Origin of the sequence: Xanthomonas sacchari (assembly GCF_040529065.1) — a bacterium.
Classification (GTDB): domain Bacteria; phylum Pseudomonadota; class Gammaproteobacteria; order Xanthomonadales; family Xanthomonadaceae; genus Xanthomonas_A; species Xanthomonas_A sacchari.
The window spans coordinates 3,534,430-3,552,178 of sequence record NZ_CP132343.1; the positions used below are offsets into that span (position 1 = coordinate 3,534,430).

The 17,749-nt window shown below is 71.5% G+C and carries 12 protein-coding genes and 1 pseudogene; 8 read left to right on the plus strand and 5 right to left on the minus strand.

All coding sequences use genetic code 11. The features are described 5' to 3' along the window. Nucleotides 1-72 precede the first annotated feature (72 nt). Complete coding sequence (locus RAB71_RS14910) at nt 73-3,636, minus strand: ATP-binding protein (protein WP_010344163.1); 3,564 nt, start codon at nt 3,634-3,636, stop codon at nt 73-75. A gap of 231 nt (nt 3,637-3,867) precedes the next feature. Between RAB71_RS14910 and RAB71_RS14915 the strand changes: the two genes are divergently transcribed. The 3 genes from RAB71_RS14915 to RAB71_RS14925 are packed head-to-tail and all read left to right on the plus strand — an operon-like array spanning nt 3,868 to nt 5,681. Continuing rightward, nucleotides 3,868-4,536 (plus strand): YceI family protein, encoded by a 669-nt coding sequence (locus RAB71_RS14915; RefSeq protein ID WP_029562271.1) that lies wholly within the window; start codon nt 3,868-3,870, stop codon nt 4,534-4,536. After that, nucleotides 4,533-5,099, plus strand: a complete 567-nt coding sequence (locus RAB71_RS14920; protein WP_010344165.1) for a cytochrome b — start codon at nt 4,533-4,535, stop codon at nt 5,097-5,099. Before RAB71_RS14915 ends, RAB71_RS14920 begins: the two co-directional genes overlap by 4 nt. Nucleotides 5,100-5,111: 12 nt before the next feature. Then, entirely contained in the window at nt 5,112-5,681 is a 570-nt protein-coding gene (locus RAB71_RS14925) for a YceI family protein (RefSeq protein WP_010344166.1), read from the plus strand. 77 nt (nt 5,682-5,758) lie between these two features. Here RAB71_RS14925 and RAB71_RS14930 read toward each other — a convergent pair whose 3' ends face one another. Continuing rightward, complete coding sequence (locus tag RAB71_RS14930; RefSeq protein WP_029562272.1) at nt 5,759-5,998, minus strand: glutaredoxin family protein; 240 nt, start codon at nt 5,996-5,998, stop codon at nt 5,759-5,761. An 86-nt stretch (nt 5,999-6,084) separates the two neighbouring features. Here RAB71_RS14930 and RAB71_RS14935 point away from each other — a divergent pair, with 86 nt between their 5' ends. The 5 genes and pseudogenes from RAB71_RS14935 (at nt 6,085) to RAB71_RS14955 (ending at nt 14,224) form a co-directional block, all read left to right on the plus strand. Continuing rightward, nucleotides 6,085-7,467: an L-serine ammonia-lyase gene (locus tag RAB71_RS14935; protein WP_010344168.1), complete on the plus strand. Its 1,383-nt coding sequence runs from the start codon at nt 6,085-6,087 to the stop codon at nt 7,465-7,467. 114 nt (nt 7,468-7,581) lie between these two features. Continuing rightward, nucleotides 7,582-10,671 (plus strand): ligand-binding sensor domain-containing diguanylate cyclase, encoded by a 3,090-nt coding sequence (locus RAB71_RS14940; protein ID WP_236614905.1) that lies wholly within the window; start codon nt 7,582-7,584, stop codon nt 10,669-10,671. Nucleotides 10,672-10,739: 68 nt separating this feature from the next. Continuing rightward, complete coding sequence (locus RAB71_RS14945; protein ID WP_010344170.1) at nt 10,740-11,744, plus strand: alpha/beta fold hydrolase; 1,005 nt, start codon at nt 10,740-10,742, stop codon at nt 11,742-11,744. A gap of 569 nt (nt 11,745-12,313) precedes the next feature. Continuing rightward, nucleotides 12,314-12,586 (plus strand): annotated as a pseudogene (locus tag RAB71_RS14950) (Ig-like domain-containing protein); the annotation flags it as partial. Between the two features lie 345 nt (nt 12,587-12,931). After that, nucleotides 12,932-14,224, plus strand: coding sequence for a glycoside hydrolase family 18 protein (locus RAB71_RS14955; protein ID WP_029562274.1), 1,293 nt, complete (start codon nt 12,932-12,934; stop codon nt 14,222-14,224). 165 nt (nt 14,225-14,389) lie between these two features. Here the strand turns inward: RAB71_RS14955 and RAB71_RS14960 are convergent, their stop codons facing one another. From RAB71_RS14960 to RAB71_RS14970, 3 genes are read right to left on the minus strand one after another with little or no spacing between them, the layout of a single operon-like run. Continuing rightward, nucleotides 14,390-15,448 carry a homoserine dehydrogenase gene (locus tag RAB71_RS14960; protein WP_029562275.1) on the minus strand — a complete coding sequence of 353 codons (1,059 nt, stop codon included), beginning with the start codon at nt 15,446-15,448 and terminating at the stop codon, nt 14,390-14,392. A 23-nt stretch (nt 15,449-15,471) separates the two neighbouring features. Further along, on the minus strand, nt 15,472-16,689 hold the full coding sequence (locus tag RAB71_RS14965) for an O-succinylhomoserine (thiol)-lyase (protein ID WP_010344173.1): 1,218 nt from the start codon (nt 16,687-16,689) through the stop codon (nt 15,472-15,474). Next, on the minus strand, nt 16,686-17,723 hold the full coding sequence (locus RAB71_RS14970) for a homoserine O-succinyltransferase (protein WP_010344174.1): 1,038 nt from the start codon (nt 17,721-17,723) through the stop codon (nt 16,686-16,688). Before RAB71_RS14970 ends, RAB71_RS14965 begins: the two co-directional genes overlap by 4 nt. Nucleotides 17,724-17,749: the final 26 nt, after the last annotated feature.

Consider the following 17,749-nt stretch of genomic DNA (forward strand, 5'->3'; position numbering starts at 1 on the left):
GCATCCGTCCCGCGTCACCGGCGCCATCGTCGGCGATAAACGCCAGCGCTGGCAACCGCGGCATGCATCGGCTCAGACCGGCGGTGGCGCGCCGTCCAGCACCGCGTCGATGGCCGCTTCCAGCATCTGCCCGGTGACCGGCTTGCGCACGAATCCGGCGAATCCGGCAGCGCGCGCGGCGGCCTCGGCCTCACCGTCGGAGCGCGCAGTCACCGCCACCAGCGGGAAGCCATGGCCCAGCGCACGCAACTGCCGCGCCAGCGCCAGGCCGTCGAGCGCCGGCAGGTCCAGGTCGAGCAAGCCGATGTCGAAGCTGCCCTGGCTGGCTTCGGTGAGCGCTTCCAGGCCGTGCGCGGCCCAGGCCACTTGGTGGCCGCGGCCCCGCAGCAACTCGATCATCACCTGCGCCACGGTCGGTTCGTCCTCGACCAGCAGGATGCGCAGCGCAGTGCGCGCCCGCGGCGCCACCGCCGGCGCCGCCGGCTCCTGCGCCAGGCGCCAGCGCAGCGGCAGGCCCACGCGGAAACGCGCGCCATGCCCGAGCCGGCTCTCGACCTGGATGCGCCCGCCCATCGCCATCGCCAGTTCCTGGCTGATCGCCAGGCCCAGGCCGCTACCGCCCTGGCGCACCGCGGTGCGCGGCCCGTCGCCCTGCTCGAAGCGCTGGAACAGCCGCGCCTGTTGTTCGACGCCGATGCCCGGGCCGGTGTCGGCGACCTCGATGCACAGCCCGTGGCCGTCCTGCGTCGGCGCGACCGTCAGCGCAACCGAACCGCTGCTGGTGAACTTGATCGCGTTGCCGAGCAGGTTCAGCAGGATCTGCCGCACCCGCAGCGCATCGCCCTCCACCGTGGTCGGGCCGGGCATGGCGTCGTGCAGATCGAAGCGCAGCCCGCGCGCCTGCGCCAGCGGCGCCATCAGGTTGACCACTTCGGCGATCAGCGCCTGCAATGCGAACGGCTGCGACTCCAGGCGCAGGCGCCCGGCCTCGATCCGCGCCAGGTCCAGCGCGTCGTTGACCAGGTGCAGCAGGTGCGTGCCGGCGCGGCGGATCGACTCGGTGTAGCCGCGCTGCTTGGGGTCCAGCGGCGTGGCCAGCAGCAGTTCGCTCATGCCCAGCACCCCGGTCAGCGGCGTGCGCACCTCGTGGCCCAGCGTGGCCAGGAAGCGGGTCTTGGCCAGCGAGGCCTGTTCGGCCAGTTCCTGCTTGTGCAGGGCCAGTTCCCAGGCGTGCTGGCGGCCCAGGCGGCGCCGGTAGGCGCGCAGCGACACCAGCAGCAGCAGGCCGGCCGCGGCGAGCAACCCGACGATGCCCCAGACGCTGCGCCACCACGGCGGCTGCACCTGGAACGGCAGGCGCAGCGTCGGCGACCACGCGCCATTGCGGGTGCGCGCCTGGATCTCCAGCACCTGCGCGCCGTCGGGCAGTTGCGGCAGGGTGCGTTCGCCGCTGGCGCCGGTGCTGACCCAGTCGCGGTCGTAGCCCGGCAGGCGGAACCGGTAGACGATGTGTTCGGGATCGATGTACGACAGCAACCGCACCGCCACGCGCAGGTCGCGATCGTCCGAGCGCAAGGTGAAGTCGCCGCGCGTCGGCAGGCTCAGCAGGCGCGGGCCGCGCCGCACCTGCACGCTCTCCATGCTCAGCGCCAGCGGCACCGGCACCGGATCCGGCTGCTGGGTGTCCAGCAGCGCCACGCTGCCGTCGGCGGCCGCGGCCACCAGTACCCCGTCGGCGGTCATCAGCAGGCCGCGCCGGACCAGTTCCTGGCTGCCGAGCCCGTCGCGGGTGCCGAACGCGCGCACCGCCGGGGTGCGCCGCGGATCGACCCGGAACAGGCCGCGGCGCATGCCCAGCCACGCGCGCCCCTGCGGATCGGCGACCAGTGCGCTGGACTCGGTGGCCGGCAGCCCGTCGGCCACCGCGTAGCGCTGGCTGCGCTGCCACCTGCCGCCGGTGCGCCGCCACAGTTCCAGCCCGGACAGCCGGTGCACCCACAGCGTGCGCGCGTCGGCGAAGGCGAACGACTGCACTTTCTCGCCGGCCAGTTCCGGCGGCGTGCGGAACTGGCCGGCCGCGTCGTCCCACTGCTGGAACTGTTCGGCGGCCACCCACGGCGTGCCGTCCGGCGCCATCGCCAACGCCGCGATGTCGGTGCCGGCCAGGCCGTGCTGGCCGCCGGGAATGTTCTGCAGCACGCGGCCGTCGCCATCGCGCACCTGCACGCCATAGCCCGGTGCGCCGATCCACAGCCGCTGGCGCGCGTCCAGTTGCAGCCAGGCGAGCGTGCCGTCCGGGATCGCATCGGCCTCGCCGGCGGCGCGGGTCCAGCGCTGCAGCGGGCCGCCGTCCAGCGGGCCACGCAACAGCACGCTGCTGCCGCCGATCCACAGCGCGCCGCGCGGGTCGTCCAGCACCGACAGCGTGCGTCCGCTGGGCGCGCCGTTGGACCAGTGCGGCGCGCTCAGCGCACCGCTGGTGGTATCGAGGCGGAACACGCTGGCGCCGGCGCCTAGCAGCCACACCCCGCCCGCGCGCGCCGGCGCCAGGCCGACGTACTGGTCGGCGGGCAGGCCCTGCGCGGTGCCCAGCACCGCCAGCCGGCGCCAGTCCGGACGCAGGTAGCCCAGGCCGCGGGTCGGCAGCGGCACCCACAGGCCGCCCTCGCGATCGCGCAGCAGGGTCTCCACCACGCTGGCGCCGGACACCGCCGCGCCGCCGGTGTCCACCCGCCGCGCCGGCCCGTCGGCTGGCTTGTGCCACAGGCCTTCGCCATTGCCGAGCCAGTAGCCGCCGGCGCCGTCCTCGGCGATCGCGTTGGCGGCGCGGTGCAGCGCGCCGATCCAGTCCGCGCGCAACCAGCGCCCGGCACGGTCGCGCCGGAACAGGCCGGTGTTGCCGCTGAACCACAGGCCATCGCTGAGCCGGGTGATCGACATGATCACCTGCTCCTCCTGCGGCATGCCGTCGTCGATGCGGTAGGCGCTGGCGTGGCGGCCGTCGTAGCGCACCAGGCCCTTGAAGGTGCCCACCCACAACACCCCGGCGTCGTCGAAGGCCAGGGTCAGCACCGCGCTGTCGAGCAGCGCGTCCACCTTCGGGTCGCCGGCACGGATGCGCTGCACCCGGCCATCGTCGCCCAGCCGGTACAGGCCACCGCGGTAGGTGCCGAAGAACACCGCATCGCCGCGGCTGGCGATAGCGAACACCTCGTCGCTGCGCATCGCCGGCTGCGTGGCCATGTTGAAGTGACGGAAGCCGCGCCGGTCCGCGCCGAGCATGCTGAGGCCACCGCCCTCGCAGGCCACCCAGATGCGGTCGCGCGCGTCGATGTGCAGGTCCTGCACGTAATTGCAGCGCAGCGACGCCGGATCGGCCGGGTCGTGGCGCCAGACCCGGAACTCGCGCCCGTCGTAGCGGGCCAGGCCATCGCCACTGGCGATCCACAGATACCCGTCGCGGTCCAGCTGCAGCCCGGAGATGTCGCTGGACGGCAGCCCCTGCTCGCTGGAGAACACCCGAAAGCGCGGCAGTTGCGGCACCCCGGCCCAGGCGTCGGCGCAGACGCCGGCCAACGCCAACAGGCAGGCCAGCCCCCAGCAGCGCCACCGGCGTGGGGGATGCGGGATGGGCATGGACATCGGCTCCGGCAAAGGACGTCGGCGGATGAACACCGGCGCACTGCCGGGGCCGGACGCGCGGGGCGGCCGCTCCGTGTGCCGCTCGCCGCGGCAGCGTTCTTATACCGCGCGGCCGCGGAAAAATCACACCTGTCGCGGCGTGCAACGAACCGTTACGTGGCGCAGGTGCGCAGCCGGGCCGGACTGTGACTAGAATCCGGCGACCCTCCCAGCGCGGCCCGCTTCATGCTCAAACCCTCTCTCGTGGCACTCCTGCTGGCCTTGCCGGGCGCCGCCCTGGCCGCGCCGGCACAGTACGCGCTGGACCCGGTACACACGCGGGTGCTGTTCGCGATCGAGCACGCCGGCTTCTCCAAGGCGCTGGGTACCGTGTCCGGCAGCACCGGCACCCTGGTGTTCGACCCGGACGACTGGCGCAGCGCGCGGCTGCAGGCGCGGGTGCCGTTGCAGCGTCTGGATCTGGGCGATGCCAAGTGGAACCGCGCCGCGCTGGCGCACAACCTGCTCGACGGCGAGCGCTACCCGGAGGCGCAGTTCGTCTCCACCCGCGTCGAACCCATCGACGCTCAGCACGCCAAGGTGATCGGGCAGTTGACCCTGCACGGCGTCACCCGCGAGGTGACACTGGACGTGACCCTGAACGCGGTCAAGCGCCATCCGCTGCCGCCGTTCCGCCGCACCGCCGGCTTCTCCGCCACCACGACCCTGCAGCGCGCCGACTTCGGCATCAGTGCCTGGCCGTCGGTGATCGGCGGCACGGTGGAGCTGCGCATCGAGGCCGAGGCCACCCGCGAAGGCGGCGCCAAGGCCGAGCCGGATCCGGCACCGGGCACCGCGCCCGCCGCTCCCACCGACACCACCACCGCGCCGAATGCGCAGGACGGCACGCCATGAGCGCCCGCAATACCCGCGACCGCTGGGGCAGCGTCAGCCAGACCCTGCACTGGCTGATCGCCGCGCTGATCCTGCTGCTCGGCGTGGTCGGCCTGACCATGGGCGAGCTGCCGAAGACGCCCAAGTATTTCTGGGTCTACACCGCGCACAAGTCGCTGGGCCTGACCGTGCTGGCGCTGGTGATCGCGCGGCTGGGCTGGCGCCTGTACGCCGGCGCGCCCAAGCCGGTGCCGGGCACGCCCGGCTGGCAGGAGCGCATCGCCGACGGCACCCACGCCTTGCTGTACGTGATGATCTTCGCCATCCCGCTGTCCGGCTGGCTGTACGACTCGGCCAGCGGCCTGCGCCCGTTCCGCTGGTTCGGCCTGGTCGCCGTGCCCAAGCTCAGCGCCCCGAACGAGCACCTGCGCGACCTGTCGCACACGGTGCACGAATGGGGCTTCTGGCTGCTGATCGCGGTGGTCCTGGCGCATGCCGGCGCCGCCTTCTACCACCACCTGTTCCAACGCGATGCCACCCTGGCGCGGATGCTGCCGCGCGGCTGGCTCACCCCCAAGTCCTGAGGAGCTGTTTCGATGTCCACCCGTTTCGCGTCCCCCGCCGCCGTTGCCGCCAGCCTGGTGGCCCTGCTCGCCGCCGCCCCCGCGGTGCGGGCCGCCGACTATGTGCAGGCCCCCGGCTCCACCCTGGTGTTCGCCAGCAAGTACGACGGCGAAGTGTTCACCGGCCAGTTCCCCGGCTTCGACACCAAGCTCAGCTTCGACCCGGCCAACCTGGCCGGCGCCAAGCTCGACGTGACCATCCCGCTGGCCGGCGCCAAGAGCGGCAACACCGACCGCGACTCCACCCTGCAGGGCGCGGATTTCTTCGACGTGGCCAAGTTCGCCACCGCGCACTACCGCGCCGACAAGTTCCGCGCGCTGGGCAACAACCAGTTCGCCGCCGACGGCACCCTGGAACTGCGCGGCGTGTCCAAGCCGGTGACCCTGACCTTCACTTGGACCCCGGGCGCGCAGCCGGTGCTGGCCGGCAAGGCCACGGTCAAGCGCCTGGACTTCGGCGTGGGCGGCGGCGACTGGGCCGATACCAAGACCATTCCCAACGAAACCGCGATCAGCACCAAGGTGGTGTTCAAGGCGAAGTGATTCGCCACAGGCCGCGGGCGCGCGGCCGCTGAGCGGCGGATTTCCTCGTCGGGTCCGCCGCTTTTTTTATGCGCGTCTTACACGCGTTCGGCCGCGGCCGCCAACCAGGCGCGCACGCCGTCCGCATCGAACGGCCAGTCCAGTTCGCGCCCGTCGGCGGCGCGCAGCACCGGCACGCGCACGCCATAGCGCGCCTCCAGCGCGTCGTCGTCATCGATGAAAACGCTTTCCAGGTCGGCCACGCGCGCCTGCGCCAGCACCTGCAGGGCCTGGTCGCACAGATGGCAGTCGTCGCGCTGGTACAGGGTCAAGGACATGCTCGCGTCCAATGTTGCGCTGCGGACCTGTGCCGCGCGCCGGAAGCATAGAATAGACGGTCTTTCGCCCACCCTTCGGCACGCGCATGGCTGTCAGTACCTTCGACCTGTTCAAGATCGGCATCGGGCCGAGTTCCTCGCACACCGTGGGGCCGATGCGCGCCGCCGAACGCTTCGTGCACCGCTGGCTGTTCGACCAGGGCCGCCTGCAGGACGTGGTGCGGGTGCGTGCCGAAGTGTTCGGCTCGCTGGCCCTGACCGGGCGCGGCCACGGCACCGACAAGGCGGTGCTGCTGGGCCTGGAAGGCCAGCGCCCGAACCTGATCGACCCGGACATCATCCCCGGCGCGCTGGAGCGCATCCGCGGCAGCAAGCGCATCAACCTGCTCGGCCAGCACGAGATCGCCTTCGACGAGAAGCGCGACCTGGCGATGAACAAGCGGCAGAAGCTGCCGTACCACACCAACGGCATGCGCTTCACCGCCTACGCGGCCAACGACGAAGTCGTCGCCACGCGCGACTACTACTCGGTCGGCGGCGGCTTCGTGGTCAACCAGGACGACGCCGCCGACGACCGCATCGTCGCCGACGAGACGCCGCTGCCCTACCCGTTCAAGAGCGGCGACGAGCTGCTGGCGCAGGCCGCGCGCAGCGGCCTGAGCATCGCCGCGCTGATGTTCGAGAACGAGAAGTGCTGGCGCAGCGAGGACGAGATCCGCGCCGGCCTGCGCGAGATCTGGGGCGCGATGCAGGCCTGCGTGACGCGCGGCATCCGCGAGGAAGGCACGCTGCCCGGCGGCCTGCACGTGTCGCGGCGCGCGCCGGCGCTGTACCGCGAGCTGTCGTCCAAGCCGGAAGCGGCGATGCGCGATCCGCTGACCACGCTGGACTGGGTCAACCTGTACGCGCTGGCGGTCAACGAAGAGAACGCCGCCGGAGGCCGCGTGGTCACCGCGCCCACCAACGGCGCGGCGGGCATCATTCCGGCAGTGCTGCACTACTTCGACCGCTTCTGCCCCGGCGCCGACGAACAGCGCGTATTCGACTTCCTGCTCACCGCCGCGGCGATCGGCATCCTGTACAAGGAAAACGCCTCGATCTCCGGCGCAGAAGTCGGCTGCCAGGGCGAGGTCGGCGTGGCCTGCTCGATGGCGGCCGGCGGCCTGGTCGCTGCGCTCGGCGGCAAGCCGGGGCAGATCGAGAACGCGGCCGAGATCGGCATGGAGCACAACCTCGGCCTGACCTGCGACCCGATCGGCGGCCTGGTGCAGATCCCGTGCATCGAGCGCAACGCGATGGGCGCGGTCAAGGCGATCAACGCCAGCCGCATGGCGATGCGCGGCGACGGCAAGCACAAGGTGTCGCTGGACAAGGTGATCCGCACCATGCGCGACACCGGCCGCGACATGCAGGACAAGTACAAGGAAACCAGCCGCGGCGGGCTGGCGGTGAACGTCATCGAGTGCTGAGCCACCCCGATGGACGCTGGCCCACCCGATCACCAGCGTCCTGACTGCCGCGCGCATCAAGATCCGCGCGGCGTTGCCGCTAACGACAAAGACGTCGGCCGATCCGGCATTGGCATGCTCTTGCGGTTTCCATACGCCTCCTGGCGCCTGCTGGCGCTACAGCTGGCCATGCTCTCGACAGCGTGGAGCGCGTGTGTGCCGCAGGCGCGGGCATTGCAGCCGGACAAGCAGTTCAACCACTACGAGCGCGAAGGCTGGGGGCTAGACCAGGGCCTGCCGCAGCTGAGCGTGCAGGCGTTCGCGCAGGACCGCCAGGGCTATCTGTGGATCGGCACGATGGGCGGGCTGACCCGCTTCGACGGCGTGCGCATGACCTCGTTCAACGAGGGCGCGCCGGCGCACCTGCCCGGCAACCTGATCAAGGCGCTGCACATCGACCCCGCCGGCACGCTGTGGATCGGCACCTACCGCGGCCTGTCGCGCTACCGCGACGGGCGCTTCAGCACGCTGCTGCCACAGGATCCGCAGGCGCCACTGCTCAACATCGAGGCGATCGCGACCGATGCGCACGGCACCGTGCTGGTCGCGGCGCAGGATGGCGTGTACGCGGTACAGGGCGATCGCCTGCAACTGCGCCACCGCATCGCCAGCGGCGCCTCTGCGCTGTTGCCGCGCGCCGACGCGCTGTGGGTGGGCACGCGCGGCGAAGTGCTGCGCTTCGTCGCCGGCCAGGACGCGCCGGTGTCGCTGCCGTTGCCGCAGGAGGCCGCCGCGGTGTCGGTGCAGCATCTGCTGGAGGCGCAAGGCACGCTGTGGGCCGGCACCCGCGACGGCCTGCTGCAGCGCCGCGACGGGCGCTGGCAATGGCTGCCCGATGCAGACGGGATCAGCCGGCGCGCCGTGCTGGCCCTGTTCGAGGACAGCGACCGGAACCTGTGGGTGGGACAGCCCGGCGCGCTGCTGCGCGTGCGCGATGGCGCCATCGTCGAACGCACCCCGGAAAACAAGCCGAACGTCGGTGTCAACGCGATCTTCGAGGATCGCGAGCGCAACCTGTGGCTGGGCAGCAGTTGGAACGGCGCCACGCGGCTGTGGAATGGCTGGACGCGTCGCTACAGCACGCACGAGGGCCTGGACGATGCGCTGGTGTGGACCCTGGCGCGCGATCCGGACGGATCGCTGTGGGCCGGCACCGACAGCGGCCTGTCGCAGCTGCGCGATGGCCGCTACCAGCAGGTGCTGACGCTGGCGCAATTGCACAACGAAGCGCCCTACACCTTGCTGGCCGAGCCCGGACAGCTGTGGATCGGCACCCGCCACGGCGCCGCCCTGTACCGCGACGGCCGGCTCGGCCAGCCGGACTGGCTGGCACCGCTGCGCGACCTGCAGATCAGCGGGATCGTCCGCGATCGCGCGCAGCGGCTGTGGTTCGCCAGCACCGACGGCCTGTTCCGCGTCGACGGCACGCGGCTGCGCCGCTACGGCACGGCCGAGGGCCTGCGCGATCCGCGCGTGCGGCTGATCCACGAGACCCGCGACGGGCGCCTGTTGATCGGCGCGCAGTCGGGCCTGTACGCACTGCGCGGCGAGCGCCTGGTGGCACTGGCTCCGCCGGGTTCGGCGCTGGCCAGCGCCGACATCACCGCGATCCACGAACTGCCCGGCGGGCAATGGCTGGTCGGCACCCTCAACGAGCAGTTGTGGCTGTTCGACGGCACGCACTGGTACGCGTTCGGCGAGCAGGACGGGCTGCCGGTGAACGCCGCGTTCTTCATCGCCGACGACGGCCGCGGCGCGATCTGGGTGGCCGGGCTGCGCGGGGTCTACCGCGTGCGCCTGGCCGACCTGCAGCGCCACGCGGCGTCGCCGCAAGCGCCGCTGAATGCCGAACTGATGCTCACCGAGCGCGCGCAGCGCCACGGCGGCGTGCAGGGCATGTGCTGCAACGGCGCCGGCAACGGCAAGGGCTTCATCGAGCACGGCACGCTGTGGCTGCCCAGCCGCGATGGGGTGGTCGCGCTGGACACCGCCGGCATCGTCAAGAATCCGGTGGCGCCGCAGCCGGTGGTGGAGCGGGTACGTGCGCTGGGCCTGTGGCTGACGCCGCAGGCGCTGCCCACCCCGCTGCCGGAAGCCGCGCGCGACCTCGACTTCGAGTTCACCGCCGCCTCGTTCCAGGCGCCGCAGAACGTCGAACTGCGCTACCGCCTGCGCGGCTACGACCGCGGCTGGCGCACCCTCGACGACATCCGCCAGCGCTCGGTCAGCTACACCAACCTGCCCGGCGGCGACTACGTCTTCGAAGTCACCGGCAGCAACAACGCCGGCGTGTGGGCGGCAGCGCCGGCGCAGTTGCCGCTGCGGATCGCGTTGCGCTTCCAGGAAACGCCGTTCTACAAGCTGCTGCTGACGCTGGGCGCGTTCGCCCTGCTGCTGTGCGCGGTGGCCCTGGCACGGCTGCACAACCGGCGCCAGCGCGACATCCTCGAACGCCAGGTGCGCGAGCGCACCCAGGCATTGCAGGCGGCCAACCAGCGCCTGCAGGAGGCCAGCTTCACCGACGAGCTGACCCAGTTGCGCAACCGCCGCTACCTGTCGCTGCACATCCCCAGCGACATCGCGCTGTACCGGCGCATGGCCGCCAACGACGAGGACATGCTGTCCTCGGGCATGCTGTTCGCGCTGATCGACATCGACCATTTCAAGTCGATCAACGACAGCGGCGGACACCACACCGGCGACGCGGTGCTGCAGCAGATGGCGCAGTTGCTGGTGCGGCTGACCCGCGAGAGCGACTACGTGGTGCGCTGGGGCGGCGAGGAATTCCTGCTGGTGCTGCGCTCGGCGCCGCGCGAGAACCTCACCATGGCCGCCGAACGGCTGTGCCGCTCGGTCGCCGCGCACCCGTTCGTGTTCGACCACGGGCGCCAGGGCCGGGTCACCTGCTCGATCGGGCTGGCCGAATTCCCGTTCGTGCACGACCCCGACAATCTGCTCGGCTGGGAGCAGTTGCTGGTGCTGGCCGACCGCGCGCTGTACCAGGCCAAGGCCAAGGGCCGCAACGGCTGGGCCGCGTACCGGCCGGTGCTGGGCGCGCAGGCCGAACAGGTGCTGGCGGCGCTGCAGGAGCCGCTGGCGCAGATGGAGCGGCACGCCTGCCTGACCCTGGTGCACAACGGCGGCAGCCTGCCGCCACCCGCGTGACGCGTTGACGCCTGGCAAGCGCGCGCCGGGCTAAGGTCGTGCTCCTTCACGTCTGCCGTCCCGCTCCCATGCGCCATTGCCTGCTGCTCGCCGCCCTCGCCCTGTCGCCGCTCGCCTCCGCCACCGACGCACCGCCGCGCTACGGCGCGCAACTGGAAGGCTTCGCCTATCCCTACCCGGTGCACTGGTACCGCTTCGATTCGCAGCGCCAGCCGCTGCAGATGGCGTACATGGACGTGGCCCCGACCGGCACGCCGAACGGCCGCACGGTGGTGCTGCTGCACGGCAAGAACTTCTGCGCCGCGACCTGGGAATCGACCATCGCCGCGCTGGTGGCACAGGGCTACCGGGTGCTGGCGCCGGACCAGATCGGCTTCTGCAAGTCGAGCAAGCCGCAGGCCTACCAGTTCACCTTCGCGCAACTGGCGGCCAATACCCATGCATTGCTGCAGCAGGCCGGCGTGCGCCGCGCCGCGATCGTCGGCCATTCGATGGGCGGCATGCTCGCCGCGCACTACGCGCTGCAGTACCCGCAGGACGTGAGCCAGCTGCTGCTGGTGAACCCGATCGGGCTGGAGGACTGGAAGGCCGCCGGCGTGCCGTGGCGCAGCGTCGATGACTGGTATGCCAAGGAGCGCAAGACCGATGCGGCCTCGATCAAGCAGTACCAGTTGAACGCCTACTACGGCGGACAGTGGAAGCCCGAGTACGACCGCTGGGTGAGCATGCAGGCCGGCCTGTACGCCGGCCCCGGCGGCGATCGCGTGGCCTGGAACCAGGCGCTGACCTCGGACATGGTGTTCAACCAGCCAGTGGTGCAGCGCTTCCCGCAACTGCGCGTGCCGACCACGCTGTTCATCGGCCAGCGCGACCGGACCGCGATCGGCAAGGACCTGGCACCGCCGGCGCTGGCGGCGACCCTGGGCGACTACCCGGCCCTGGGCAAGCGCGCGGCCGCGGCGATTCCCGGCGCGCATCTGGTCGCCTTCGACGACCTCGGCCATTCGCCGCAGGTGGAAGCGCCGCAGCGCTTCAACGCCGCGCTGCTCGAGGCGCTGGGCAAGACGCCCTGATCCCAGGCGCCACGCCAGTCGTGCCTGCACGGCGGCACGAACGCGTCTTGTCGCGCAGCCTGGGTGATCGGGCGACGTGCCGGCGGCGACAGCACGTCGCCAGGGCGCTGCACGAACCTGGCCGCCATGCGCCGTAGCAGCCCCGCGCCGCGCAAACGCGAATGCACCCGACGCTGCAGTCATTGCGCTGCAGCATCGGCCGTCCATGAAAACGTTGTCATCGCAGTGATTCTGGATACATCTCGCATTCGCTCGAATTGTCTGTTGACAACGTTGTCTTCTGACCAGAACCCTGCGCCTGCCCGGTCCGCGCACGAACGCCACACGACGTCGGCGCCAAGCGCTCCCGGGTGATCGGATCCAAGGAACCAGACAGCGGCGAACCGCCGCTCCTCAGTCGCGTTACCTACCGCATCGGAGGCGTCACCATGAACACAAAATCCGCTGGATCGTGGTTGCTGTTCTGTTGTCTCGTCCTCGCCGGCCTCGCGCCCGGCCAGGCCTCGGCCGCCGCGTGCAGCGGTGTCGCCGCCTGGAACCCGGCCACCATCTACGCCGCCGGCGACACCATGACCTACGCCGGCCACCTGTACCGCGCCAATGGTCCGATCTGGAACACCGCGCCGACCTACTGCACCAGTTGCGGCTGGTACCAGGACCTGGGCACCTGCGACGGCAACACCAGCAATCAGCCGCCGAGCGTGGCGCTGACCGCGCCCACGAGCGGCACCCGCTTCGTGGTCGGCACCACCATCAGCTTGCAGGCGTCGGCCAGCGATCCCGACGGCAGCGTGGCGCGGGTCGAATTCTTCCGCGGCAGCACCTCGCTCGGCAGCGTCAGCGGCGCGCCGTACACGCTGTCCTGGAGCGGCGCAGCGGCCGGCGACTACAGCCTCACCGCCGTGGCAACCGACAACGCCGGCGCCCGCACCACCTCGGCCGTCGTCGCAATCAGTATCTCGGCGGCGTCGACCGACACCACCGCGCCGAGCGTGCCGACCGGCCTGGCCGCGGCCACGCGCGCCAGCAACGCCATCACCCTGAGCTGGAACGCGGCCTCCGACAACGCCGGCGGCAGCGGCCTGGCCGGCTACGACATCGTCCGCGACGGCAATCGCGTGGGCACGTCCACCACCACCGCTTACACCGATTCGGCGCTGAGCGCCGACACCGCGTACGCCTACGCGGTGCGCGCCCGCGACAATGCCGGCAACGTCTCGGCCAGCAGCGCCACGCTGAACGTGCGTACCCTGCCCGCCAGTGCCGGCGGCGGCAAGCGCGTGATCGGCTACTTCACCCAGTGGGGCATCTACGGCCGCAACTACCAGGTCCGCGACATCCAGACCAGCGGCGCCGCCGGCTACCTGACCCACATCAACTACGCCTTCGGCAACGTCCGCAACAACCGCTGCGAAGTCGGCGTGACCCAGCCGTCGGACAGCAGCACCGGCGCCGGCGGCGACGCCTTCGCCGACTACACCAAGGCGTTCTCCGCCGCGCAGAGCGTGGACGGCGTGGGCGACACCTGGGACCAGCCGCTGCGCGGCAACTGGAACCAGTTGAAGAAGCTCAAGGCCGCACACCCGGGAATGAAGGTGCTGATTTCGCTGGGTGGCTGGACCTGGTCGCGCGGCTTCTCCAGCGCCGCGCGCGCCGAGAATCGCCAGGCCTTCGTCGCCTCGTGCATCGACGCCTACATCCGCGGCAACCTGCCGGTCACCGACGGCGCCGGCGGCGCAGCGGCCGCGGCCGGCGTGTTCGACGGCATCGACATCGACTGGGAGTACCCGGTGGCGTGCGGCATCGCCTGCGGCAGCGCCGAGGACCGGCAGAACTTCACCGCGCTGCTGGCCGAATTCCGCCGCCAACTCGACCAGGTGCGGCCGGGGCTGCTGCTGACCGTGGCGGTCGGCGCCGGCATCGACAAGATCCGGGTCACCGACCCGAACCTGTACGCGCAGTACCTGGACTACCTCAACGTCATGACCTACGACTTCCACGGCGCCTGGGATCCGCAGACCAACCACCACTCCGCCCTGTTCGAGTCGTCGGCCGATCCGTCCAGCGGCGACCAGCGCTACTACAACAGCAACGACGCCATCCAGGCCTTCCTCGACCGTGGCGTGCCCGCCGCCAAGCTCAACCTCGGCATCGGCTTCTACGGGCGCGGCTGGACCAACGTGCCCAACGTCAACCACGGCCTGTACCAGAGCGGCAGCGCCGCGGCAGGCACCTACGAAGCCGGCATCGAGGACTACAAGGTGTTGCGCGGCCGCGCCGGCACCAGCTACGTCGACGCCCAGGCGCACGCACACTGGAAGTACGACGGCAGCACCTTCTGGAGCTACGACAACCCGGCGCTGGTCACCGAGAAGATGAACTATGTCAAGACCCAGGGCCTGGGCGGCGCGTTCTTCTGGGAATTCAGCGGCGACTACCAGGGCGAGTTGCTGAAGACCATGGGCCAAGGTCTGCAATGAGCTGAGGCGCCGGCCGCCGCGCAACGTGCAACGCGCGACGGCCGCGCCGCGTGACCCGCACGCATCGGCGTGCAGGCAGCGTCGCGCACACGCCGACCGCCCGTCGGTATCGCCCCAGTCCGAAACGCGACGCCCGCACGTGATGGCGGGCGTCGTTGGCTTCGCTCAGCGCACCGCGATCCGCAGCACGTCGTCGAGCAAGGCCGCCGCGGTGACATCGGCGCCCGCGCCCGGCCCCTGGATCAGCAGCGGCTGCTGCAGGTAGCGGTCGCTGTGAATGGCGACGCGGTTGTCGGTGCCGGCGCCGCTGGCCAGCGGATGCGTCAGCGGCAGCGCGCGCAGACCCACCGATGCGCCATTTGCATCGAAGCGACCGACGAAGCGCAGACAGGCACCGGCGGCCTGCGCCTGCGCCAGGCGCGCCGCCAGCGGCGCGTCCAGTTGTTCGAGTGCGGCATCCAGTTGCGCCAGCGGCACCGTGGCCAGCGCGGCCGGCACCAGCGACTCCACCTGCACCTGCTCGGCACGCAACGGCAGGCCGGCGGCACGGGCCAGGATCAGCAACTTGCGCCGCACGTCCTCGCCGGACAGGTCCTCGCGCGGATCGGGCTCGGTGTAGCCGGCGGCCGCGGCCTCGCGCACGCACGCGGAGAAGGCACGGCGGCCGTCGTAGCGATGCAGCAACCAGGCCAGGGAGCCGGACAGCACGCCTTCCACCGCGTGGATATGGTCGCCGCCGGCAACCAGCGCGCGCAGGCTGCTCAGCAACGGCAGCCCGGCGCCGACCGTGGCGCTGTCGCCGTAGTGGGTGCTGGCGGCATGGCGGGCGGCCTGGATCTGTTCGGCCCGCGCCAGCGCGGCGCCCTGGCCGAGCTTGTTGGCGGTGACCACGTGCACGCCGCGCCGCAGCCATTCGGCATGGCGCTGCGCCACCGCCTCGCTGGCGGTGGCGTCGACCACGATGTCGCCACAGCCCAGGTCCTCCGGCAACGTCACCGCCTGCGCCGTGCGCGCGGCGGCATTGGCCGCGGCCAGCGCCTGCGCCGGCGTCACCGCGCAATCGGCAACGGTGCGCGAATTGGCCAGCCAGGCGAAGGTCGGCAGGCCGGGGCGGCGCTGCTGCAGCGCCTGGTAGCGCGCGACGAAGGCGCGGCCGACGGTGCCGGTGCCGAGCAGGCCCAGCCGCGCGGTGGCCGCGACGGGCGCCGCACGCAGCGGCGCCAATGGCGCATCGGCCAGGCCGCTGCTCACGCGTCCACCCGTTTGCGTGCCAGCGCCTCGCCGGCGCGCTGCGCGCGCTGCAGGCCCGCCTGCAGGTCGGCGACCAGATCCGCACTGGATTCGATGCCCACCGACAGACGCAACAGGCCATCGGAAATCCCGGCCTTGGCGCGCGCCTCGGCGGTCATCGCCGCATGCGTCATGGTCGCCGGATGCGCGACCAGGCTCTCCACGCCGCCCAGCGATTCGGCCAAGGTGAAGTAGCGCAGGCCATCGACGAAGGCGCGCACCTCGGCCTCGCCACCGGCCAGTTCGAAACTGATCATCGCGCCGAAGCCGCGCTGCTGCCGCGCAGCCACCGCGTGGCCCGGATGCGAGGCCAGGCCGGGGTAGTACACCTGGCGCACCGCGGCGTGCGTGGTCAGCAGCTCCACCACCGCCTGCGCGTTTTCCTGGTGCGCGCGCAGGCGCGCGTCCAGCGTGCGCAGACCGCGCAGGGTCAGGAACGCGTCGAACGGCGAGCCGGTCAGGCCCAGCGCATTGGCCCACCACACCAGCTGCTGGTGCAGTTCGGCAGTGGCCGCGATCACCGCGCCACCGACCACGTCGCTGTGGCCGTTGACGTACTTGGTGGTGGAGTGGATCACCAGGTCGGCACCGAAGGCGATCGGGGTCTGCAGCGCCGGCGACAGGAAGGTGTTGTCGACCACCGCCAGCGCGCCGGCCTTGTGCGTGGCGTCGATGACGAAACGCAGGTCGGTGATGCGCAGCAGCGGGTTGGACGGGGTCTCGATCAGCACCAGCTTCGGCGCCTGCGCCAGCGCATCGGCCAGGGAGCGCGGATCGGTCAGGTCGGCGGTGATCAGCTCGAAGTGGCCCTTCTTGGCCAGCGCGTTGAACAGCCGCCAGCTGCCGCCGTACGCATCGTGCGGCACCACCAGCTTGTCGCCGGGCTGCAGCAGGGCGTTCAGCACCAGGTTGATCGCGCCCATGCCGGTAGCGGTGATCACGCCGCCGGCGCCGCCTTCCAGTTCCGCCAGCGCTTCGCCGAGCAGGTCGCGGGTGGGGTTGCCGCTGCGGGTGTAGTCGTACTGGCGCTTGTTGCCGAAGCCGTCGAAGCTGAAGTTCGACGACAGCACGATCGGCGGGGTCACCGCGCCGTAGGCGGTGTCGCGGTCGATGCCGGCGCGGACCGCGGCGGTGGCGGCGCTACAGGGCAGATCGGTGTCGTGGGCAGTGCTCATGCGGCAACTCCGGTGGGGCGAAGGGCGGTGGCGAGAATCGCGTCGATGCGATCGGTTTCTTTCAGGAAGGCGTCGTGGCCGTAGGGCGAACGCAGCACGCGCAGGCTGCCGCGCGGGCCGAGGCCTTCGACCAGGGTGACCAGGTCCGACAGCGGCACCAGGCGGTCGCCTTCGACCGCCACCACCACCGTGGGCACGGCGACGGCGGCCGGATCGATGCGGTGCAGGTCGATGGATTCGGACAGGCGCAGGTAGGCGTTGACCTGGGTGCGCGCCACGTACTGCGCGCCGGCGGCGTCCAGGTAGTCTTCGGCGGCGACGCGGACGCGGCCGTTGATCACTTCCGGCGCCGCGTCGAAGCGTTCGCCGAATTCCTCGGGCGTGCGGTAGCTGAGCATCGCGAACTGCCGCGCCAGCGACAGCCCATGGCTCTCGGCGCACTGCAGTTGGCCCAGCGCCACCGCGCGACGCTGCAGCGCGCGCCAGGCCGCGGCGTACGGATGTGCGCGGTGCGCGCCGCTGACCGCGATCAGCTTCTGCACGCGTTGCGGATGCCGCACCGCCAGTTGCAGGCCGACCAGCGCGCCGTAGGAATAGCCGACGAACCCCTGCAGTTGCGCGATGTCCAGCGCGTCCAGCAGCGCGGCGATGGCATCGGCCTGGTCGGCGCTGTCGATCGGCGCGTCCAGGCTGCCATCGGCGCCGACGAAATCGAACGCCAGCAGCCGCCGCTGGGTGGGGTCCAGCGCCCGCCCCGCCCCGACCAGGCCTTCGGCCCAGCCCTTCTCGGGGAAGCTGGCGTTGGCGGCGAGATGGCGGTGCGCGGAGATGCCGCCGGCGACGAACACCACCGGCGCGGCAGCCGGGCCGCTCAGTTCGTAGCGCAGGCGCAGCAGTTGCACGCCGGCATGGCGCAGCGGCAAGGCGACGGCGATCTCGCCACGCATCGCGTGCACGCCGTCGGCCGGCGCGGCAACGCGGTCGTGGGACGGAATGGCGGAGGTGGGGCGATCAGGCGAGTTCACGAGGCGCATGGCGGTATCCAGGGAGGAACGGCCAT